Here is a 22,831-nt window from a genome sequence, read left to right as displayed (position 1 = left end):
AATCTACATTCAACATATAATATCCAAGTTAAATGTTAATAATTAAGGAAAAAGTTGAAAAACAATATTAAACTATTATTTTTGGTAAAATTAAAATTTTTAAAATGAAGAAACTAATATTCGGTTTATCTGCTTTGGCTATTATGGCATGTAAACAAGAATCTAAAGTAAACTATGCCCTATTATCTGGTAAGTTAAACAAAACCAAAGCCAAAAAAGCCGCTATTGAAGGTTTTAACTTCAACCAAGACCTTGCTATAGGTATTGATGGTAAATTTTCCGACACTCTTAAAATAACCGAAAACGGATTTTACACCCTCACAATAGGAAGAAATAGAGCTAATTTATATATTAAATCGGGAGACAACCTCGTTGTAGGCATAGACTCTCTCGGATTTAATTTTTCTGGCCCTGGCGCTGTTGAAAACAATTACTTAGCTGCCAAGTCGCATAACTCAAGAAAACGCAAAGGTGCTTCTCCTAAATTTTACGCTTTAGATGAAGTAAGCTTTAAAGCAAAGGTTAACGAGATTGAAGAAAGTAACAAAGCAGCCTTAAAAAAAACTGAAGGTATTGATGATACTTTTACAGAAAACGAGTTAAAAAACCTTAAGTATGATTCTTATCTTATCTTAAATGACTACGGTAATGCTCACGCTTACTTTACAAAAAATGATAGTTTTAAACCTTCTGAAAATTTTCTCCCTAAAGCATTAAAAGAATTAGCTTATGATAATGCAGATGCTTTCAAAAATTCACAAGCATACCAGCAACTTGCTTTTAATAATGTGATGAACCCTATTTTTGAAGGTTTGGATGATTTCAATACTTTAACACCACAAGATTTAAAAGCTGTTAGTAGCATTAAAATTCCTGAATTAAAAAATCAAATCGTTGAGTATTTAGGAAAAATAGCCTTATCCCCAGCCAATTCAAATCTAACAGAATTGTACACGTTTTTAAATGACAATACAACAGACGAAAAACTAAAAACGGATTTAAAGGTTAATTATGAAAAAGTTAAAGACCTAATAAAAGGAAAACCTTCACCAACTTTTGCAAACTACGAAAACCATAAAGGAGGAACGACGTCTCTAGAAGATTTAAAAGGACAGTATGTTTATGTAGACGTTTGGGCAACTTGGTGTGGCCCTTGTAAAGCAGAAATCCCGTCTCTAAAAAAAATAGAGCAAGAATATCACGGAAAAAATATAGCGTTTGTTAGTACTTCTGTAGATACAGCTAATGCTCATCAAAAGTGGGTTGATATGGTAAACAATGAGCAGTTAGGAGGCATTCAATTAATTGCTGACAAAGACTGGAAGTCTCAATTTATTGTAGATTATGGTATTAACAGCATTCCTAGATTCATTTTAATTGACCCAACAGGTAACATTGTTAGCGCAGATGCACCAAGACCTAGTGACCCTAAATTAAAAGAGTTACTAAATTCTTTAGAAATTTAATATTTTTTTAAAAAACACAAAAAAAAAAGCGAACTAAAAAAGTTCGCTTTTTTTTGTGCTTTTTTCCCTCTAACCTTCTTCTTCAGTTGCTTCTTCAACTTCTGGTTGTTCTGGTTGTTCTGGTTGTTTAAATAAATCGAGGTAAGCTACCGCTACACCACCCACAATATGGCTAGCAATTAAACTTTGATAACCATAATCTTCTATAAGCAAATCTGCAGATTTGCCATGTAAATACACACCAAATATAGCTGCTTCTATAGGCGCATAACCTTGTGAAACTAACCCTGTAATCATCCCTGTTAAAACATCACCCGTACCTGCTGTAGCTAACCCAGGGTTTCCTGTTGCATTTACATAAAGTTTATCATTAAAAACAGAAATAGTATTTCCCCCTTTAATAACAACAATTATATCGTATTGTTTAGAAAACGCTTTTGTTTTTTCTAATTTATCAAAATCATCTTCCCATGTCCCGATAAGACGCTCCAATTCTTTAGGGTGTGGTGTTAAAATAGTTTGTTTAGGCAATAATTTAAGTAAATCTTTCTTTTTAGATAAAATATTTAAACCGTCTGCATCTACAACCAAAGGTGTTTTGTTTTGTTTTAAAAAAGCCTCAAACGCTGCTATCGTTTTTTCATCTGTCCCTACTCCTACTCCAAAAGCAATTACAGTTGGCGCTATATCAAAATTAATATCCGTTATTTTTTCTTCATCTACATCTGTAATCACCATAGCTTCTGGAAAAGCCGTTTGTAATACAGTATAACCACATTTCGGAATATAAGCCGTTACCATACCTGCACCAACAGATAATGTGGCCCGACTTGCGAGTGTTACAGCACCTATTTTACCATAACTTCCACCAATAATAAGACTATGACCAAAAGTACCTTTATTTGAAAACTTATCTCTCGGTTTGTACATTGACAACACCTCATTTTTCCCAATTAAATCAGCTTCAGTTACTGTTGCATACAAAAACTCTTGATCTATACCTATATCTACAACTTCCCATTGCGCTGTGTATTTTGCTGTTTCTGGTAAAAAGAAAACTAATTTTGGTGTTTGAAAACTTAGTGTATATCCTGCTGTTACAATTGCTTCAGGATCATTCGATAATTTGTCTGTATATAATCCCGATGGAACATCTATAGATAAAGTATAAGCTTTAGAAGTTCTAAAATGATTAAATAACCCTTTTACCCAATCACTAATTGGACGATTAATTCCTATACCAAAAATAGCATCTACAATAATATCATTGGCATCTATTGCAGGAAAATCTTCAGAACAGTTTAAAAGTACAGGCCATTCTTTGGTCACATTTTTAATACGGTCATAGTTAATTAAGAAGTCTTTAGATCGCTTATCACTACAATTCACGATAAAGGTTTTAACGTTATACCCATGTGTTATTAGGTGCCTTGCAACGACCAAACCATCACCTCCATTATTTCCTATGCCACAAAAAATTTGAATAGGGACTTGCGCCCCTTGCATCCTCATATGTAACCAGTTAAAAATTTGTATCCCAGCACGTTCCATAAGATCGGTAGACGATATGTTTTGTTTTTCAGCAGTAAGTTTATCTCCTGCATATATTTGTTCTTTCGAGAATATCTTCATATTAATTTTCCGTAATAACGGGAGGTCGTTAGATTAAACATTACATAACTCTTAAAGCGCTAAAATTTCGAGCTTTAAAATAGCTTAGGAGTTATATTCTAAATTTTATTATTTGCGTAAAAATAATACTTTACTAAGCATTCTCTCATAAAAAAAGGATAACAAAACTCAAATAGTAATTATGAGCATTACTATATTTACAAAAACTAACGCAACGCCACTTTTATATTCTGTTTATCGTTATTAGCATCCCATAATCATTTATCCTATTTTTATGTAAAAACGTTGTTTTAATTATTTTCCTTCAGAACAGCCCCTTTGTTTTGTTGTTAAAGGCAAAAATGCATCTTAAATAAAAAACAGCTATTAACATGTAAAACAAGTAGCATTTTAAAATTATACAAAACCTCTCCTCCAAGTTGATTTAATCGGTATCGATACTATTAGAAAAACTTTATTTATAGCCAGAAAAATGGAAATCAAGCTTAATGTAAATAATATTATTACCTTTTCTTTAACAAAAGAAAATCTTGAGAGTGATAAAATTAACGTCTTCTATGAACCATTAATTACAAATAAAGCCTTCATTAAAAGTTTATATACCATGGCAAAAGCTAAAGTTCGTTATTTAAAACACATTCCTAAAGAACGTTCTTTCTATAATTTAAAAGACAATATTATTATGTTTTACACACAGCGTTACCCAAAACAACACATAATTATTAAGCGAACTGGATATAGGCAGGTGTTATTAAGAAAAGGAAACAACTAAATCTCCTTGCTCCTTCACTTTATTTAATTACATTTCGTATTCAAAAACACTAACCATCCGCTATGAATCTACCGCTTAATTGTTCTGTTAAGTATCTCGATAATTTTTTAAGCAAAGAAGAAGCTTCAGAGCTATACACTACATTAATTAACGAATACCATATAAACACATCGCGTTTAATTATTGAACATAATAACAAAAAACTAGTCACCGATAGTTTTAAAATATTATTTACAACAGAAAGACTTTTACTGGCAAAGAGTCACCCCAAAAGCCTTGATGGAAAAATCTATATTTGGTCTGGAGTAATGGCTAAATTAAAAACTAAAGTTGAACAGCTATTAAATAAAAAATTTGATCTTGCTATGTGTCTTTACTATCCTGATGGTAATTATTTTGCGCCGTATCATTTCGATCAACAAACATCTGGTTACAATACTATTTTACCTTCTATTAGCCTTGGTGAAGTTCGGGAATTCCGATTTAGAAATAATGAGACTCAAAAAGAATACTCCTTAGCCTTAACCAATGGAAGTTTATTAATTATGGGAGCACATTGTCAAAATAGGTATATGCATAGCTTACCTAAAAATCCTAAGTATAAAAATGGAAGAATAAACATCACGTTTAGAGAACTTGGTTTTCAATAAAAAACACACTAGATTTAGCTTTTCATAATTAAAGAATAATTCTTTATTCCAGCGGATATAAAAAGGAGTCTAACACTCTAAATTTAAGTTCTTTTTTATCATTTAACTCGTAGTTAATAAACATTTCTCCACTAAATTGACCGTCTGTAAAATCTGCTAAAATCCATTTGTGGTTAATAATTCTTAAACTATTAATTTGCATTCGATTACCTTCACTAGAGGCATAGGGTACTAATGGGTGTTGTCCGTTGGCCTCATTAAGTGCATATAATTCATCTTTAACAATAGGCAATAAATCATCAACTCTATAGCCTTCGCTCAAAAAATAAGTAATTGCTGGTTCATTTCCGTCTATAGAAAACAAAGACAATTCATCGATCTTATCATTTAAAACTATTATGGAATCATTCAGCGTTTTAATTTGCGCTTTATAATTAGTTATTTTCTCTTTATAATTAGCCACTTTTTTATTACTGTCATCAAAAATACTTTTAGAATTCATAAACTGAAATAATAGAAGCAGTAGTGAAAAAATAAACAGATACATGAAAATTCTATTCTTCATAAAACAATATTTTGGGAGTAATTTTTAATAATTAATAATAAGCGGTAAATATAAATAATCTATAAGTAGATTATAAAAAAACAATAGATAAAAAGAAAAAGACTCTAAAAAATCACACTTTTAAGGTTAATCTGTCATACGCTAAAAAAACATTTTCAGGAAGTTTTTGTTGTACTTCATCATGAAAGCCCAACATATGACTTATGTGGGTTAAATAAGCCCGCTTGGGTTTTAGTTTAGAAATAACCGCCAATGCTTCTTCTAAATTAAAATGTGAAATATGTTCTTCTTCTCTTAATGCATTAAGTATTAATACGTCCAACCCTTTTAATTTCTGCAACTCGGTTTCGGCAATAGTTTTCATGTCTGTTAAGTAAGCCAAATTATGGAATCTAAATCCGAAAACCTGAAGTTTATTATGAAAACCTTCTATAGGAATAACCTCCATTTTTTTTAACTTAAAGGCCTTATTTTTAATCTCATTTTGAATAACACTTGGAGCACCAGGATACTTATTTTCTGTAGTAAAAATATAATCAAAACGTTTTTGTAACTCTTTTAAAACACGCTTATGAGCGTAAATAGGAATGTCGCCTTGCTTAAAGAAGAACGGTCTAATGTCGTCTAACCCTGCAGTATGATCGGCATGTTCATGTGTAAATAAAATGCCATCAATTTTATCACATTTCTCACGAAGCATTTGTTGCCTAAAATCTGGGCCGCAATCAATTATATAGCTATAATCCTCCCATTCTATTAAAACAGAAACACGAAGCCGTTTATCTTTTAAGTTTTCACTTAAACAAACGGGATGATTGCTTCCTATAACTGGAATGCCTTGAGAAGTTCCTGTGCCTAAAAAAGTTATTTTCAAAAGTTAGATGTTTTCTCACAAAAATAGATTATTTTTTTTGTTTACTATAGTAATTTGATACCTTTGTAAGAGTAAACTATTGCCTATTGCACTATGAAAATCAAGCTAAAAGGAGACAAGAACATTGAAAGCATCCCTTCATTAAAAGATAAAGCCTTACGGATTAATCTAAACGAAAATATCTACGGAACATTTTCAGAAATTGGAGCTGGTCAAGAAACAGTACGTCAGTTTTTTAGAGCTGGTGGTGCATCAGGAACTATTGCGAAAGCAATGTCTGCTTATGATAAAGACTTTAGTGATGCTGTTTATGGTATAGAATCGGACAAACGCTATGTTACAGAATCTCGATTACGTAAAATGTTGGATCATGAGATGAGTCTTATGGAGCAGCGTATTACGCGAGACAAGCACCCTAATAAAATATTTTTTAGCTATGCTAATACAGTAGCCACAATTGATTTCGCCAAAAAATTTAAAGGCCATGGTTGGGTTGGTATAAAGTATCAAGTAGAAGCCGACCAAGAAGAATATAATGAAATTGTTTTACACATTCGCTTTAGAGAGAATGATGCCCGCTTACAGCAAGAAACATTAGGTAAATTAGGAACAAATCTTGTTTACGGTGCTTTTTATAAATATAAAGAACCTAAAAAATTACTCCGGTATCTATATGACCATTTAGACAAAGATCAATTAGAAATTGATACAATTAATTTCTCTGGTCCTATTTTTGCTAATGTTGACAATCGTTTAATGAGTTTACAACTTGTTAAAAATGAAATGACAGATGCTATAATGTTTGCACCTGATGGTAATAATGTTTTACCAGCAAGAGTTTTATATAAAAAGAATATACTGGCACTTCGCGGTAGTTTTAGACCTGTTACCAAGGTAAATATGGATATGTATAAGAAATCTTATGACATGTTTATTAAAGAAAACAAGGTGGATGAAACAAAAACTCAGGTTATCTTCGAAATCACATTATCTAACTTACGAGCAGAAGGGGAAATTGATGAGCAAGATTTTATGGATCGTGCACGTTTACTTTGCTCTTTAGGTCAAACCGTTTTAATTTCCAATTTCCAGGAGTATTATAGACTTGTAGAATATTTCTCTTTGTATTCTAAGGCTAGAATGGGACTAGCAATGGGTGTGAACAATCTTGTAGATATTTTCGATGAAAAATATTATCGCCATTTAAGTGGTGGTATTTTAGAGGCTTTTGGAAAATTATTTTTCAAAGATTTACGTGTTTACCTTTATCCTATGGAGAATAACAATGGAGAATATACCACGAGCGACAATTTAAAAGTACACCCTAGAATGAAGGAATTGTATAAATTCTTCAAATATAACGGTAAGGTTGTAGATATCGCAGATATTGACCCTTCTACCTTAAGTGTTTTCTCTCGTAAAGTCCTTAAAATGATTTCTAATAATGAAGATGGATGGCAAAAAATGCTCCCTAAAGGAGTTGCCGATCTAATTATGGAACAATCGCTATTTGGTTACGAAACAGAAGAAGTCTCTCATAAATAAAAAGCATACCAAAACAATAGTGCTTCAATGGTAATTTTGAGGCACTTTTATATTCTTTTTAATCTAATTAAGTATTAAGGCTTTATTCCTATTACTTCATTATATTTAAACACATTCTATATTATTGGCAGATATTTCCCTACGTAAATATTTAATTTGATCTCCATTAAAATAATGTCCGTTTTTATAAACCGCTTCTATAACTCTAGATAATTCTTCTGGATTTATATCTTTAGAAAGGTATGCATTACAATTCAGTCTTAATATTTGCATCATAAGTGATTCATTATACGTACTTGACATCACAATTATTTTTAAAGCACTATTGTACTTTGAAATTTTACGTAATATACTCAATCCTAAATCATTGCTATTTACATTTACATCCAACAAAACAACATCTGGTAAAACTGTTGTATTGTCCATATATTTAAAAAAATGAGCTTCAGTATTGGCAATACACATAACATCTATATGATTAGACCTTTCAAAGTAATCGCTTAATAAGTAGGATACTAGCACATCTTCATCTACAACAGCTAGTTTAATGGGGTTCTTTTTTATTTTCATTTTCTAATTATAATTTATTGATAAGTGTCACACACCTACCTCTCTTTATTTTAAATTTTATTTTTCTTTCAATACGCTTTAAGCAATCTTTAATTAGTTACCTAAAAGAAATACTGTCTATCCTAACCAACCTTCACGATCCAAACTACGGTATTGTATCGCTTCACTAATATGCATCCCTTGAATCTGATCCTCTCCTTCTAAATCTGCTATGGTTCTCGACACTTTTAAAATACGGTCGTATGCTCTTGCAGACAGATTTAATCTTTCCATAGCTGTTTTTAAAAGCGACATAGAAGCGTTATCTAATTTACAGCATGTTCTTATCTGCTTTGTATTCATTTGTGCATTATAATGCACCGTTTTAGATGCTATAAATCGTTGAGATTGTATTTCCCTTGCTCTTGTTACACGTTTTCTAATAGCTACAGAAGACTCTGCCTTTTGGTTATCACTTAACTTCTCAAAAGGCACTGGCGTGACTTCTATATGAATATCTATTCGATCTAATAAAGGTCCAGACACCTTACTTAAATAGCGTTGCATTTCTGCCGGACTAGAGGTTATTGGAGAACTGGGATCATTAAAATACCCGCTTGGACTAGGATTCATACTGGCCACAAGCATAAATGATGATGGATAGGTCACCGTAAATTTTGCTCTAGAAATAGTGACCTCACGGTCTTCTAAAGGTTGTCGCATTACTTCTAATACTTCACGTTTAAATTCTGGTAATTCATCTAAAAACAAAACACCGTTATGAGACAATGAAATTTCTCCTGGTTGCGGGTAGCTACCGCCACCAACCAGAGCTACATTAGAAATTGTATGGTGAGGGCTTCTAAATGGGCGTTGAGCCATAATACCCGCATTGGACTTTAGACGCCCTACAACGCTATGTATTTTTGTTGTTTCTAAAGCTTCATTTAAAGTCATAGGTGGCAAAATACTTGGTAGTCGTTTAGCTAGCATTGTTTTTCCTGCTCCTGGAGGTCCTATTAAAATAATATTATGCCCGCCTGCAGCTGCAATTTCCATACAACGCTTAATACTCTCTTGTCCTTTTACATCACTAAAATCAAATTCTGGAAAGTTCAAACTTTTAGAAAATTCTTCCTTCGTATTTATTACCGTTTGCGTTAAGGTACTTCTTTTATTAAAAAAATCGATAACCTGCTTTATGTTATCTACTCCATAAACCTCTAACCCACTTACTATAGCAGCTTCCTTGGCGTTTTGACTCGGCAATATAAAACCTTTAAAATCTTCCTCTAAAGCTTTTATAGCTATAGGTAAAGCACCTTTAATTGGTTGTAGACTACCATCTAAAGACAATTCCCCCATAATAAGATAGTCTTCCAAACGTTCAGCTTGTATTTGTTTAGAAGCCACCAATATACCAATGGCTAAAGTCAAATCGTAGGCACTCCCCTCCTTTCGCAAATCGGCAGGTGCCATATTTATGGTAATCTTTTTTCCTGGAATTTTATACCCATTATTTTGTAATGCTGCTGCTATACGGTAATTACTTTCTTTTATGGCATTATCTGGAAGTCCTACGAGGTGATACCCAATCCCTGAGTCGACATTCACTTCTACTATTATGGTGGTTGCTTCTACACCAAAAACAGCACTTCCAAAGACCTTTTTGAGCATACAATAATTTGATTTCCTTAAAAGTAGGAAAAATGATTGTAACAAAAAACCTTTTAAGAGGTGAATTTTCTTGTTTAGTTAGTGTTTATAATTAAAATGACTTATTATTTTATATTTTTTTTTCAACAGTTGATATTCTAAGACGTAGCTCTATTACAACTGGTAGCGGTAAATAAAAACGAGTTGGTAGCGTTTAATTAACATAGTATTTAGCACCTCTCAAATTACGATGTAAGATTACAGCGAAGTTTCAACTATAAAGTCAGTACTATCTCTTTTTAAAGCTTAATAGCTGCTATCCTCCACTTTCCTTCTATTTCTTCTCTGTAATGCTAGTATTCCCTGTTTCTTTTTTTCTTGTAGTCATTGCAACAATTTGCTCTGTAATTTTAATCCAAAAAGGACTAATAATAAGTGTTAATGAGATCAAACTTATGGTAAATTTATAACCATATTCTTCTATAATACCTAAACTTAGCGCAGAGGAACTTAATAAAAAACTAAGCTCCCCTATTTGAGCTAGGAACGCCCCTCCAATTATTGCCTCCTTCCAATTAGTAGAAAAGATGCGAAGCACGATCGTATTTAAAAAATGATTCGTTAAATACACAAACACCATAACAATAAGTATTCCTGTTACATTTTCTACTATAAAGTTAATATCTATTTGTAATCCTACACTAATAAAAAATAAAGACACAAAAAGCACTCTAAAAGAATGCAAGGTATTGTGTATCCATCCAGAGTCTTTAGAGGCATTAATAATCATACCACCTACAAAGGCTCCTAACGCTGCTGAAAGGCCAAAAAGTATGGTAAACAATGCTCCTCCAAAACACAACAATATCGCACTAAAAACCTGCAGCTCATGATCTTTAGAAAACAGACTCCCAAAAGGCATTTTTATGGCACCTTTAATATAAATATAAACAAGAACTCCAACAATAAGTACAGCCCCAGCAATCATTAACAACACACTTTCCATTGAAGCCGATTCCCCTCCCAATTGTGATATTATAATGAGCAAGGGTACTAATAATACATCTTGTGCCAACAATACACTAAATACATTTTTACCAATTTGAGTATCAATCAAATTTTTATCTTGCAATAGTTTAATGACTACCGCAGAACTACTAAGCGCGATAACAAAACCAATAACGACTGACCTTGCAAAATCCCACTCCATAAAACGACTAATCCCCAATATTAAAAGCACACTAAATCCTATTTGTGCTACTGTACCCAGCACGGCAACTTTCCAGCGTTTAACAAAATCAATTAAATTAATCTCCATTCCTATAAAGAATAGCAGCAAAATGATTCCTAATTCGCCTAAAAGATAAATCGTGTCTTTATCATCAATTATTGTAAAACCATGCTTTCCTAAAAGGACTCCTGCAATTATATAGCCAACAATATAAGTTATATTAAATTTATTTAATATAAAGCTTATGAAAATAACAATCACTGCCACTATGGCTACTAAAATAATTACAGGATCTACTAAAGAAGGGGCTGCAAGAAAAATAGTATTAAATAATAATGCACTCATTTTATCTTTGTATTAAATTAATTATGATAATAATTAGAGAATGACTTAAAATAATAGAGTCATAAAATCTATATCGTTATAAAAAGGGCGTGACCTAAGCATCCTTTTTTAGAGACATTATTCTTTACTTCTAAATCCCCCTTTAGAATAACATTATTTCTTATTATTAATAACGATTCAATTCATATATAAATCACTATGCATATTTTATGCTCAGGACGTTAAAAACTACAGTATAAATTTGTTATCGCTATACTTGTTTGATTGACGACAATACATATTTAAATAACTTTAGGGAAGGTTTTATATACTATCAAAAAAATGCATACTATTTAATTATTAAAAATAAACAGCGCTTCTGTTTATTCATATTAACACACGCTCTTTTGGTAACTAACTTGTATTTAAACGATTGGATATTTATATAAATATAATAAAGTAAACTATAAATCTGGTTTAAAACCTAAAAAAATCTATCGTTTAACCTTTAAATCTAATGGTAGCATTTTAAATACTACATATTTAACATAGCTAAATCTCGTTTGTGTACACTTTATTGAAGCTTTTTTTCTTTTATAAATTCTAGCGTTCTCCTCTCATTATAATATTGGTTATTCTTATCGTAGAAACCAACGTGACCGCCATATTTTGGCATTTCTAAATATAAATTACAATTAGATTCTGCTTCTTTTACAGGAAAACATTCTGGCGACAAAAATGAATCATTACGTGCATTAATAATTAATGTGGGGATTGTTATGTTATCTAAAAACTGAAGACTACTACTTTTCTCATAATAATCGTAAGCATCTATAAAACCATGCGCCTTAGCTGTATAAATATCGTCAAAGTTTTTCAGATTCTTAATTCGTTTGATGTCTTTTTTCAGAAGTAATTCCGGAAAATGTTCTTGCTTGCGTTTAAGTTTTTCCAATAAGCTTTTTTTAAACTTATAGGCATACAGCACATTTTTAAGAGTATGCAATTGCAGCATTGCACCTTTTAACCATACAGGAACAGAAACCGTTACCGCTGCTTTTATTTGATCTGGAATGTCCTTTTGCTCCCCAAGATATTTCAAGATTATATTACCACCGAGACTAAAACCATTAAGATAAATTTGATCATATTCTTTATGCTTAATAACATGATCTATAACCGCCTTTAAATCTTCAGTTGCTCCAGAATGATATGAACGATACATTTTGTTGTCTTCCCCACTACACCCTCTAAAATTAACACAAACTGCATTTATATTATGTGCATTAAAAAGCTTTGCAACACCTAATGTATAATGCCGTTGTGCGTTACCTTCCAGCCCATGGAGTATTATAATTAATTTTTTAGAATTTTCCTTTGCGAAACTCCAATCCAAGTCTAAAAAATCCTTATCACTTAAAAGAATTCGTTCTCTTTCTTGAGTCACCCCATCAACCGTTCTAAACAGCCCTGAATATAGTGTTGAAAAATGGCTACTTTTAAAAAAATAAGGCGGGTTATATTGGGATTCTAATATTGGCATATTAGTTTACTTCTAAATTTGTGAATTTAAAATCCTTACCATTAAAAAGACCTTTATCACTCAATTTTAATGATGGTATAACTAACAAAGCCATAAAAGATAATGACATATAAGGGGCATTTAAAGTACAGCCCATTTCCTTTGCCATTTTATCTAATCTTGCATAGGCTTTACCTATGGTTTCACCATCCTTATCGCTCATTATTCCAGCTACGGGTAATGGCACCGTCATTGTTTCCAAATTGTTTACAGCACAAATGCCACCTTTGGCTTCTATAATCGCATTTACAGCCTTGCAAATGGATTCATCATCCACGCCAACAGCAATAATATTATGTGAATCATGCCCCACAGAACTGGCTATCGCTCCCCTTTTTAATCCAAAGTTTTTTATAAACGCTAGCGCTGGTTTTTGATCTTGATAGCGATTGACTACTGTCATTTTTAAAATATCGGTTTCTATGTTGGAAACCAAATTACCATTATTAATCATAGCTTCAGCTATAATTTCATTGGTTACCAATTCGCCATCCAAGCACTCAATAACCCTTATTTTCTCTGCTGAAGATTCAACTCTGAAATCATTATTTTTTTTAGAACTCGTATTAAAATTATTCAAATTATCAAAAACAACATCTTCAATCAAAGCCTTTCCATTATTAAAAATTAAAGCGCCATTTATATACGTTTGAATAACGTTAAAGCTTGTCAAATCTTCAACTATTATACAATCGGCCTCATCTCCAACATTTAGTAGACCAACATCTAGATTATAGTGTTTTACAGGATTTACACAGGCCATTTGTAAAACCTTAAAAATGTCCATTCCTTTTGCTACGGCTCTCGCACATAATGCATTAATATGACTAAGCATTAAATCATCGGGATGTTTATCGTCGCTACAAAACATCATATTTTCATAATGTTCGGGCAACAAATCTATAAGCGCGTTGAAGTTTTTGGCAGCACTCCCTTCTCTAATAATCACCTTCATTCCTTTTTGCAGTTTTTCTAGAGCCTCATCATAAGTAAAACATTCATGATCTGTAGTTATTCCTGCTGAAATATATTTTGTTACATCATCTCCTCTTAATCCAGGGGCGTGACCATCTATAGGTTTTCCATAATGTTTTGCCCAAGCTATTTTTTTAAGCACTTCTGCATCATCAAATAGCACCCCTGGATAATTCATCATTTCTGCCAAATACTTTATATCTGGATTAGCCATTAAAGCTTTTATGTCGTCAGAATTTATAACTGCTCCTGCAGATTCAAAACTTGTGGCTGGCACACAAGATGGAGCACCAAAGTTAAATTTAAAGGGTGTTTTTTTTCCATTATTTATCATAAACTCAACACCAGGAACTCCCAATACATTTGCGATTTCATGTGGATCTGAAACTGTTGCTATTGTTCCATGCTTTACCGCTAGCTTAGCGAATTCACTGGGCACCAACATAGAACTCTCGATATGAATATGAGCATCTACAAAACCAGGCAAAATGTAATGGTTCACATGATGCTCTTTTTCTACAATAGAAACGATCTTCCCTGCTGCTATTTCAACTTCTCCTTTATATATGCGTTTATTTTGTATATCTACTATTTGTCCTTGTAACTTCATTCTTAAAAAATGATTTTAAATTCTTTACAAAACTAGTGTATTCCTATAAAAAAAGCGAGAACATTATCTGTTCTCGCTTTTTAATTTTTAAAGATATAAATACTATTACTTCTTAAAATTTTCTAAACCTGTTTTTAACCAATTATAATACTCGTCTGCATTTGGAGTATAAGCTGTTGGGGCTATTAAGTTTTCTTCATCTTGATTCATCAACACATAAAACGGCTGTGAATTTGTTTTATACTTTAGCCCTTGTAATTCACTCCACTTTTGTCCGATGTACTTGAGTTTCTTTCCTGGTTTTAATTTAGACTCAACGATCTCGTCATCCTTTAATTTACGTTGATCATCCACATACAATGAAATTAAAACAACATCATTCTTTAAAATGTCTAAGATATTTGGTTTTACCCAAACATTTTGTTCCATTTTTCTACAATTAACACAAGCATGCCCTGTAAAATCTAACATTATTGGCTTATCAATTTTCTTTGCGTAAGCTAAGCCTTTATCATAATCATTAAAAGCAAGAATATCATATGGAGCCATTAAATGCGCCCCTTCAGGCAAACCTCTATGATTTGAGGTCGCGGTATTTCCATCTCCAATTTTGGTATACCCAACACCGTACGGCGACTCACTATAATGTTGTGGAGGTGGAAATGCACTGATTAAATTCAATGGCGCTCCCCAAAGCCCTGGAATCATATAAATAGTAAATGAAAGCACTAATAATCCCAAGCTTAACCGCCCTACAGAAATATGAGACAATGGTGAATCATGAGGTAATTGAATTTTTCCAAATAAGTACAACGCTAATGTTCCAAAAATTGCTATCCAAATTGCTAAAAACACTTCTCTTTCTAATAAATGCAATTGTAATACTAGATCTGCTTGTGAAAGGAATTTAAATGCTAATGCTAATTCTAAGAACCCTAATACAACTTTTACCGTGTTTAACCAGCCTCCAGATTTTGGTAATGAATTTAACCAGCCTGGGAACGCTGCAAATAAAGCAAATGGTAACGCTATAGCTAAAGAAAACCCAAGCATTCCAATAATAGGTGCTAAACCTCCTTTGGAAGCAGCTTCCACAAGTAAAGTTCCTACTATAGGCCCTGTACATGAAAAGGACACTATAGCCAAAGCTAGAGCCATAAAAAAGATACCTATTAACCCACCCTTATTTGCCTTTGAGTCCACTTTATTGGCCCACGAATTTGGAAGCATTATTTCAAATGCTCCTAAAAATGAAAATGCAAAAACTACCAAAAGCAAGAAAAACACAATGTTAAACCAGACATTTGTAGCCAAAGCATTTAAAGCATCTGCTCCAAAAATTGCTGTTACGGCACTTCCTAATAATACATAAATAACAATAATACATCCCCCATAGATTATAGCATTTTTTATTCCTATTGCTTTAGTTTTACTTTGTTTTGTAAAAAAACTTACAGTCATTGGTATCATAGGGAATACACATGGTGTTAGTAAAGCTGCAAATCCAGACAAAAATGCTATAAAGAAAACACCCCAAATACCTTTGTTTGATGTATTATTTTCTTTTTTTTCAGTACTATTGTCTTTTAAAATCGTTTCTTTTTTCTGCTTATTTTCTATTTCCCCTTTTTTTTGAGATGATATTATAAACTCAAAGCTTTCTTCCGTTGGAGGCAAGCATCTGGTGTCGTCACAAACCATAAAAAAGACTTCACCTTCTATCTTTGTAAGGTTTTTATCTAATAGTTTTATGGTTTGCCTAAATTCTACGCTATCAGAGAAATATTTTATTTTCATATCAAAAACGGGATCATCAACAGTATGCCCATCTTCTTCTATAGTTTCGCCTATCAATTCGTGCTTATTAGACGCACTAAACGTAAAGCTTGTTGGCACTGGTCCGTCTTCTGGAACATTTTGAGAATAGAGATGCCAACCATCATCTATAGTGGCTTTTATAATTAAGTCTATCTCAGTATCAGATTTCTTCTCAATAGATGTACTCCATTTTACAGGTTCTAAAATCTGCGCTTTTACAGTTAAAATTGAAAATAAAATAATTAGAGAAGTTAGTATTTGCTTCATTTTATAATTAAGGTTTATTTAGTAGACGCAAAATAAACGTATTACTTAATAGCATGATGTTAATTAATGTTATTATTTACAAACATGCTACGCTTTAATTTTCCGTCGTAATTTTTAAAATTTTGTTGGTTTTTTGGGTCACTTTAAAACGATTATCTGCGCGGTAATTAATGATCCAAACCACTTCATTATTAGAACACAATAACAGACATTTTTCTTTATCTAACAAGGATAATTTCTCATCTTTAAAAAATTTACTCAATTTCTTTTTCCCTTGCATTCCTATAGGGTAAAAGAGATCTCCAGGCTTCCAATGTCTAATTTCTAATGGGAATTGTAGTTTTTCCTTGTCTACAAATATTTCATTCTTATTACTTTTAAAAGCAGTATCTACTGTTTTAAAGAAAAGCAAACCTTGCGTTATTTTTATTTTTTTATCCGCTTCTAAAACCGTTATTATTTTAGCATCACTTGGAGTTCTTCTAGTTAAAATCAAGCAGTCTCTATCTTTAAGTAATCTGTAGTGCTCCGAAAATACTTGCTTACCAGATTGGGCATACAGCAAATTATAAATATCATTAAAGGCTGAAAAGCCATAATTCTTAAAGATTTTAAACAGATAAACTTTAGGGTGTTTTAATTTTTGAAACTCCGAAATATAATAGGTAACTGTATGGGCTTCTTTTTTTTTGATTGCTCTTTTTAAAAATGCATCGATACTCTCGTTTACAAAACTTTCTACCTCTTGTAAATTATCTAATGTTTTTTTAAAACTATCCAATACCTGCGGATTCATTTGTTTTAAAACAGGAATAACATCGTGACGCAATTTATTTCGTAAGTATTTTGTGGATGCATTACTACTATCGGCTCGCCATTTTAGGTCATGACTCTTTGCATAATCTATTATGGTTTCTCTAGAAAAGGGCAACATGGGTCTTACAATGTTCTTATTTATTTCGGGAATACCTGTTAACCCTTCCAGGCCTGTCCCTCTGGTAAGATTAATTAAAAACGTTTCTAAATTATCGCTTAAATGGTGTCCTGTTAAAACATAATCAAAACCAAATTCTGTTACCAGTTTTTGAAACCAATGGTAACGCAATTCGCGGGCAGCCATTTGTATGGATAACTTTTCTGTTTCGGCATATGTTTTCGTGTCAAAACTTTCAATAAAAACAGCTCTATCTAACTGTTTTGCTAATGCTAAAACAAAAGCTTCATCACCATCACTCTCTAAACCTCTTAGGTTAAAATTACAATGTGCTAAACTTATATTTAGATTGGTTTGATGGCACAAATGGGTTAAAACCACACTATCTACCCCTCCAGAAATGGCAATAAGAATTTTAGCAGGCTTTAAAAACTTCAGTTTTGTTTCGATATGATTTTTGAACAATGTAATCATACTGCTAATTTACACATTGTCTAACCATTTTAAGATGGTTTTTATAAATTCTTCCTTACAAAGATCATGATGTAATTCATGATAAGCATTTTCATACAATTCTAACTGTGCCTTGTTGGTATTATAGCAAAATTCTTGGCTGCCTTTATAGTCAATAATTCTATCGCCTGTACCGTGTAAAACGAGCATAGGAGTTTGTAATGTTTTGGCCTCTTGAATGGCACGTTGCCCAGATTCGAAAACAGGAAAGGAATACATGGGGCTTATTTTATCATGAATTAAAGCATCTTTGCGATAACGATTCACTTCATTTGGATCTCTAGAAATAGCGTCTATATCTAATTCGCTAGGCAAAGTTATAGAAGGAAAAACACTTAATAATAGTTTCCCTAAAACTAATTTCCATTTTGGAGGGGTAAACGCTAACCGTAAAAACGGACTAGAAGCGATAACACCTTTCAATACACGATCTCCTTTTAAAGTATAGTTTATAGCTATATTTCCTCCTAAACTGTGTCCATAAAGCAATATGTCTTGCCCAGGAAATAACTGTCCTGCTTTTTGTACCACATAATCGGTAGCATCTAAAAGAGCTTTGTAACTAGGGCAATGCCCGCGTTTACCTTTACTCTGTCCGTGTCCATATAAATCGAAGGCCACAACAGCAAATCCCGATGTAAGTAAATAAGTTATCACCGATTGCTCATACCTAAGCATATGCTCTCCCATTCCATGCAGCAATACTATAACAGCCTTTTCCTCTTCTTCAGGGGTCCAGTATTGCCCAAACAATTCGGTATCGTATAACTTAAATTTGAATGTATTTTTCATCTATTTAATTCTCTAAAACCTCTCGCATTGCCTTGGCCTTGATTAGGCACTCTTCATATTCTTTAAAAGGCTCGCTCTTTGCTGTTATAGCACCTCCTACCGAATAGGATACATATTGCCTTTTGTTATTATATAAAATACTTCTAATAACCACATTAAAATCGAAATCACCCTCTGGAGAGATATAGCCTATGGTCCCTGAATAGACTCCACGCTTTGTTTCTTCTAATTTCTCAATAATTTGCATTGCTGAAATTTTTGGAGCCCCGGTCATACTTCCCATTGGGAATGTGGTTTTAATAACCTCTATAGGGTTGGTATTTTCTTCTATTTCTGAAACCACAGTAGAAACCATTTGATGTACTTGTTCGAAACTATAAACCGTACAAAGCGCTTCTACTTTTACACTTCCTTTTGCTGCTGTATGCGATAAATCGTTTCGTACCAGATCCACTATCATTATATTCTCACTGCGTTCTTTTTCATCTAAAAGTAATTGCGTTTTTAATGCATTATCTTCATTTTTATGCTTTGATCGTTTTGCGGTTCCCTTTATAGGTTGCGATATAATTTTTTGTCTTTCTTTTTTAATATAGCGCTCTGGACTTGCCGACAGCAAGTATTTTTCTCCCATTTTAAAAAAAGTAGCGAATGGCGGTTTAGAAATTTTATTTAGCTTATTATAAGTCTCTAAGGGATTAATTGTTGTGTTTTCGGCATAAAACTCCTGACAAAAATTGGCTTCATAGATATCGCCTCTATGAATGTGCTCTAGCATTATATTTACCTTTTCAAAATAGTCGTCTTTATGAATTCTAAGCTTTATTTTTACTGAATCACTTACGGCTTCCTGTTTTTTATTTTGATAATTATTAATGTTTCCCAAATCCCGCTCTAGCTCATCATCAACAGTCTTTAAATAGGATGTTTTAACTTCATTTCCTTTAATAAAAAACAACCTTTTGGGTTGAAAAAAATATAAATCAGGAAATTCTAAACCATCAAAGTTATTTGATTTTAATGTTTCGACATCGTTTTTTAAATCGTAAGTAAGGTAGCCAAAAACCCAATCATTTGCAGTACTTTGATAGGCTTTTAATTTCTCAAAAGCATCAAAATAGTCTGTTTGAATGGATGTAAAAGCATCAACGGCTAAAATAGCATCGTAACTAGAGTACTCTTGTTTATGGTTATTAGTATCTAACCATACCACATCGTCAAATTGTGTGCTCCAAGCCAACAAATTTTGCTTGAATAGTTCAATGTCCTTTATAGTGTAATTTTGGTGTGTTCTCAATATATTCAGAATTGCACACAAAGTACTGAAATTTATGCTTGATATAAAACTTATAACTTTCTAAAATTAGAATTTTAAAGATTACTAGGCATACAAGCGATAACAATCGGTTTATTAATTTATCTTTGTCCCTTAATAAATTAAGACTGTGACTTTTCAAGATTTAAATTTAAACACGCCTTTATACAACGCACTTAATGATTTAGGCTTTACGACACCTACGCCTATCCAGGCAGAAGCCTATAATGTTGTTGCTAGCGGAAAGGATATGGTTGGTATAGCACAAACAGGTACTGGTAAAACCTTTGCCTATATGCTCCCCATTCTAAAAAACTTAAAATTTTCTAAACAGGAGAACCCTAGAGTCTTAATTTTGGTGCCTACTCGTGAATTGGTTGTACAGGTTGTTGATGAAATTGAAAAATTATCTCAATACATAAATAATCGCGTATTAGGGGTTTATGGAGGTACTAATATTAACACCCAAAAACAAGCCATAGCTAAAGGTATAGACATACTGGTTGCTACGCCTGGTCGATTATATGATTTGGCCTTAAGTCGGGTATTACAGTTAAAATCAATTCAAAAATTAGTTATAGATGAAGTTGATGTGATGTTGGATTTAGGGTTTAGACACCAGTTAATTAATATTTTTGACATATTGCCAGAACGTAGACAAAATATTATGTTTTCGGCAACAATGACTCATGATGTGGATGACTTGATTACTGATTTCTTTATTAACCCTGAGAAAGTTTCGATCGCTGCTTCTGGAACACCTTTGGAAAACATTAAACAAGAACGCTACAATACGCCTAACTTCTACACCAAGTTAAATTTATTAAAGCATCTTCTTTATAATACTGAAACCTTCAACAAGGTCCTTATTTTTGTAGCTTATAAAAAAATGGCCGATCGTTTGTTTGAGAGTTTGGATGAAGAGTTTAAAGAAGAATTATGTGTTATTCATTCTAATAAAACTCAAAATTACAGATTACGTAGTATTGAGCAATTTAGAGAAGGGGTTAATAGAATTTTAGTTGCTACGGATGTAATGGCTAGAGGTTTAGACATTGATAATATTTCACATGTTATAAATTTTGATACTCCTGATTATCCTGAAAACTATATGCATCGTATAGGTAGAACTGGTCGTGCAGAACGCGAAGGACATGCTTTGGTGTTCTCTACCGAAAAAGAACAAGAGGCACTACAGGCGATTCAAGAATTAATGCAGATGGATATTCCGCTTATCGCTTTTCCTGAAACGGTAGAAATTTCTACCGAACTTATAGAAGAAGAGCGTCCGCAAATACGAGAACATAACAATCCTACAAAACGAAAAAAGAATGAAGATGCCCCTGGTGCCGCGTTCCATGAAAAATCGGAAAAAAACTCTAAAGAAAACTTAGGCGGTTCTTATAAGTTTAAAATTGCTGCCAAATACAAAAAACCAAAAACGCGTGGTGATAAAAATTACAACAAGCGAAACAAGAAAAAATAACCATTACATTGCTTTTTTAAGCAAAAAAGATATTAATTATCTTTTTAAGCTGCCCTTTTCTATAAAACAACACGAGTTCACACAATAAATCATTTATTTTTTCATTATTTCTTATAAAATAGTGCATGATTATTAGTAAGTTAATTATATTTATTACTACTTAATGTAATATACCTACAATATCATTTCATGTACTTATTTCTTATTAGAGAATTTAAAAGTATGTTAATCTTAAAAGATCTAAAATGTATAACTAAAAACTTAGACTAATTTTTAATATGAAGAACGTATTCGATTTACTTGATAAAACAAAGCAACACAATCCGCAATCTGATGTTAAACAGTTATTGATAGATCAACATTGGATTTTGGTAAATCAGATCAAAAAAAATAGAATTGTTTATATTTTTCATAACGACAATAGACTAACCACTACTAATAACGGTACTGTTTCTGAAGCACAATGGCATTATGTTAATCCCAATTACATTCGAATAACAACTAATGGAGAGATAAATGTTATAAAAATAACCTTTAGAGATGAAGATATTTTAACCTTAGATATAGATAGACACTCAAATGAATTGGCCGTTTTTATAAACCAATGCAAAAGTGATATTACCTTTAATACTTATGAAGATATTACGACCTACCTTCATAACAAATACATTAGCAAAGCCAAAGCATTAATTTATAATCACCAATATTTCTACATAGAGCACTCTACAGAGTTTGGCCCTGTCCCTGCCGAATACCTTATAAAAAAAGCCCAAAATAATACTATAAATGCGCAATGCCTTATACGCGATATACATGATAATGATTACAGTAAGCGATTACGCATACAAGATTTAATTAATGTAATTTAAATTTTGGAATAGGTTATTTTTATTTTATTTCTTAACTAAAGACATCTCTCAAACCTAATTATTATAGTGCTATTCTGCTACTAAATAGTCTGCATTCGTCTTTTTTTTTTACAAAACAAATGGGTTTAAAGCCCCATAAAAATTAGACCAAATAACATTTATTTACTAAAAAATAATAAACGCCCCTCCTAAATTATAACGTTATAAATTATAATTAAATGATTCTAAACACAATACATTTTAAAAATCATTTTACGCAAAAAAACGTAGGTTCTTTAAACTTAAAAAGTTAATTTTACAGCAGAAACGACAATTTAGAATCTTTTTTTTCTTTATAAAATAAACTGTCAAACAGCCATCCAGATATATGCCTTCCTGGTAATATCAAGAGACCTTCAACCAGTTT

General features: G+C 32.2%; 17 protein-coding genes and 1 pseudogene. 6 read left to right on the top strand and 12 right to left on the bottom strand.

What is annotated here, in order from left to right; translation table 11 throughout:
- Positions 1-104 precede the first annotated feature (104 nt).
- Positions 105-1,466, top strand: coding sequence for a TlpA family protein disulfide reductase (locus AC2D8I_RS06825; RefSeq protein ID WP_484705245.1), 1,362 nt, complete (start codon positions 105-107; stop codon positions 1,464-1,466).
- Between the two features lie 69 nt (positions 1,467-1,535).
- Here the strand turns inward: AC2D8I_RS06825 and AC2D8I_RS06820 are convergent, their stop codons facing one another.
- On the bottom strand, positions 1,536-3,098 hold the full coding sequence (locus AC2D8I_RS06820; RefSeq protein WP_484705244.1) for an NAD(P)H-hydrate dehydratase: 1,563 nt from the start codon (positions 3,096-3,098) through the stop codon (positions 1,536-1,538).
- 412 nt (positions 3,099-3,510) lie between these two features.
- Between AC2D8I_RS06820 and AC2D8I_RS06815 the strand changes: the two are divergent.
- Together AC2D8I_RS06815 and AC2D8I_RS06810 are read left to right on the top strand one after the other, a co-directional pair.
- Positions 3,511-3,870, top strand: a pseudogene (locus AC2D8I_RS06815) (hypothetical protein); the annotation flags it as partial.
- 62 nt (positions 3,871-3,932) lie between these two features.
- Positions 3,933-4,520, top strand: a complete 588-nt coding sequence (locus AC2D8I_RS06810; RefSeq protein ID WP_484705243.1) for an alpha-ketoglutarate-dependent dioxygenase AlkB — start codon at positions 3,933-3,935, stop codon at positions 4,518-4,520.
- A gap of 43 nt (positions 4,521-4,563) precedes the next feature.
- Here the strand turns inward: AC2D8I_RS06810 and AC2D8I_RS06805 are convergent, their stop codons facing one another.
- Both AC2D8I_RS06805 and AC2D8I_RS06800 read right to left on the bottom strand, forming a co-directional pair.
- Positions 4,564-5,085 (bottom strand): hydrolase, encoded by a 522-nt coding sequence (locus AC2D8I_RS06805; protein ID WP_484705242.1) that lies wholly within the window; start codon positions 5,083-5,085, stop codon positions 4,564-4,566.
- Between the two features lie 112 nt (positions 5,086-5,197).
- Positions 5,198-5,959 carry an MBL fold metallo-hydrolase gene (locus AC2D8I_RS06800; protein WP_484705241.1) on the bottom strand — a complete coding sequence of 254 codons (762 nt, stop codon included), beginning with the start codon at positions 5,957-5,959 and terminating at the stop codon, positions 5,198-5,200.
- Positions 5,960-6,052: 93 nt separating this feature from the next.
- Between AC2D8I_RS06800 and AC2D8I_RS06795 the strand changes: the two genes are divergently transcribed.
- A complete protein-coding gene (locus tag AC2D8I_RS06795) occupies positions 6,053-7,504 on the top strand; it encodes a TonB-dependent receptor (RefSeq protein ID WP_484705240.1) in 1,452 nt (483 codons plus the stop codon).
- A 105-nt stretch (positions 7,505-7,609) separates the two neighbouring features.
- Here AC2D8I_RS06795 and AC2D8I_RS06790 read toward each other — a convergent pair whose 3' ends face one another.
- The 9 genes from AC2D8I_RS06790 to AC2D8I_RS06750 all read right to left on the bottom strand — a co-directional run bounded on the left by AC2D8I_RS06790 (position 7,610) and on the right by AC2D8I_RS06750 (position 20,052).
- Positions 7,610-8,074, bottom strand: coding sequence for a response regulator (locus AC2D8I_RS06790; protein ID WP_484705239.1), 465 nt, complete (start codon positions 8,072-8,074; stop codon positions 7,610-7,612).
- 117 nt (positions 8,075-8,191) lie between these two features.
- Positions 8,192-9,730 carry a YifB family Mg chelatase-like AAA ATPase gene (locus tag AC2D8I_RS06785; RefSeq protein WP_484705238.1) on the bottom strand — a complete coding sequence of 513 codons (1,539 nt, stop codon included), beginning with the start codon at positions 9,728-9,730 and terminating at the stop codon, positions 8,192-8,194.
- A gap of 313 nt (positions 9,731-10,043) precedes the next feature.
- A complete protein-coding gene (locus AC2D8I_RS06780; protein ID WP_484705237.1) occupies positions 10,044-11,285 on the bottom strand; it encodes a cation:proton antiporter domain-containing protein in 1,242 nt (413 codons plus the stop codon).
- Positions 11,286-11,838: 553 nt separating this feature from the next.
- Entirely contained in the window at positions 11,839-12,807 is a 969-nt protein-coding gene (locus AC2D8I_RS06775) for a YheT family hydrolase (protein WP_484705236.1), read from the bottom strand.
- Between the two features lies 1 nt (position 12,808).
- Entirely contained in the window at positions 12,809-14,431 is a 1,623-nt protein-coding gene (gene ade / locus AC2D8I_RS06770; protein WP_484705235.1) for an adenine deaminase, read from the bottom strand.
- Positions 14,432-14,536: 105 nt separating this feature from the next.
- A complete protein-coding gene (locus tag AC2D8I_RS06765; RefSeq protein WP_484705234.1) occupies positions 14,537-16,516 on the bottom strand; it encodes a protein-disulfide reductase DsbD family protein in 1,980 nt (659 codons plus the stop codon).
- A 94-nt stretch (positions 16,517-16,610) separates the two neighbouring features.
- Positions 16,611-17,924 carry a tRNA lysidine(34) synthetase TilS gene (tilS, locus tag AC2D8I_RS06760; protein WP_484705233.1) on the bottom strand — a complete coding sequence of 438 codons (1,314 nt, stop codon included), beginning with the start codon at positions 17,922-17,924 and terminating at the stop codon, positions 16,611-16,613.
- A 9-nt stretch (positions 17,925-17,933) separates the two neighbouring features.
- The gene (locus tag AC2D8I_RS06755) at positions 17,934-18,755 is read right to left on the bottom strand and encodes a lysophospholipase (protein WP_484705232.1); all 822 of its coding nucleotides are present in this window, start codon (positions 18,753-18,755) and stop codon (positions 17,934-17,936) included.
- A gap of 4 nt (positions 18,756-18,759) precedes the next feature.
- Entirely contained in the window at positions 18,760-20,052 is a 1,293-nt protein-coding gene (locus tag AC2D8I_RS06750) for an anthranilate synthase component I family protein (RefSeq protein WP_484705231.1), read from the bottom strand.
- A gap of 148 nt (positions 20,053-20,200) precedes the next feature.
- Here AC2D8I_RS06750 and AC2D8I_RS06745 point away from each other — a divergent pair, with 148 nt between their 5' ends.
- Together AC2D8I_RS06745 and AC2D8I_RS06740 are read left to right on the top strand one after the other, a co-directional pair.
- Positions 20,201-21,556: a DEAD/DEAH box helicase gene (locus tag AC2D8I_RS06745; protein ID WP_484705230.1), complete on the top strand. Its 1,356-nt coding sequence runs from the start codon at positions 20,201-20,203 to the stop codon at positions 21,554-21,556.
- Positions 21,557-21,834: 278 nt separating this feature from the next.
- Positions 21,835-22,425, top strand: coding sequence for a hypothetical protein (locus AC2D8I_RS06740; RefSeq protein WP_484705229.1), 591 nt, complete (start codon positions 21,835-21,837; stop codon positions 22,423-22,425).
- Positions 22,426-22,831 lie beyond the last annotated feature (406 nt).

The sequence above is a fragment of the Lacinutrix sp. YIN62 genome (assembly GCF_057219185.1).
This window is presented reverse-complemented; position numbering and strand designations above follow the sequence as displayed.

Coding starts and splice junctions, on each gene's coding strand:
- AC2D8I_RS06825 (WP_484705245.1), top strand. CDS start 105: ATGAAGAAACTAATATTCGGTTTATCTGCTTTGGCTATTATGGCATGT.
- AC2D8I_RS06820 (WP_484705244.1), bottom strand. CDS start 3,098: ATGAAGATATTCTCGAAAGAACAAATATATGCAGGAGATAAACTTACT.
- AC2D8I_RS06810 (WP_484705243.1), top strand. CDS start 3,933: ATGAATCTACCGCTTAATTGTTCTGTTAAGTATCTCGATAATTTTTTA.
- AC2D8I_RS06805 (WP_484705242.1), bottom strand. CDS start 5,085: ATGAAGAATAGAATTTTCATGTATCTGTTTATTTTTTCACTACTGCTT.
- AC2D8I_RS06795 (WP_484705240.1), top strand. CDS start 6,053: ATGAAAATCAAGCTAAAAGGAGACAAGAACATTGAAAGCATCCCTTCA.
- AC2D8I_RS06790 (WP_484705239.1), bottom strand. CDS start 8,074: ATGAAAATAAAAAAGAACCCCATTAAACTAGCTGTTGTAGATGAAGAT.
- AC2D8I_RS06785 (WP_484705238.1), bottom strand. CDS start 9,730: ATGCTCAAAAAGGTCTTTGGAAGTGCTGTTTTTGGTGTAGAAGCAACC.
- AC2D8I_RS06780 (WP_484705237.1), bottom strand. CDS start 11,285: ATGAGTGCATTATTATTTAATACTATTTTTCTTGCAGCCCCTTCTTTA.
- AC2D8I_RS06775 (WP_484705236.1), bottom strand. CDS start 12,807: ATGCCAATATTAGAATCCCAATATAACCCGCCTTATTTTTTTAAAAGT.
- ade (WP_484705235.1), bottom strand. CDS start 14,431: ATGAAGTTACAAGGACAAATAGTAGATATACAAAATAAACGCATATAT.
- AC2D8I_RS06765 (WP_484705234.1), bottom strand. CDS start 16,516: ATGAAGCAAATACTAACTTCTCTAATTATTTTATTTTCAATTTTAACT.
- tilS (WP_484705233.1), bottom strand. CDS start 17,924: ATGATTACATTGTTCAAAAATCATATCGAAACAAAACTGAAGTTTTTA.
- AC2D8I_RS06755 (WP_484705232.1), bottom strand. CDS start 18,755: ATGAAAAATACATTCAAATTTAAGTTATACGATACCGAATTGTTTGGG.
- AC2D8I_RS06740 (WP_484705229.1), top strand. CDS start 21,835: ATGAAGAACGTATTCGATTTACTTGATAAAACAAAGCAACACAATCCG.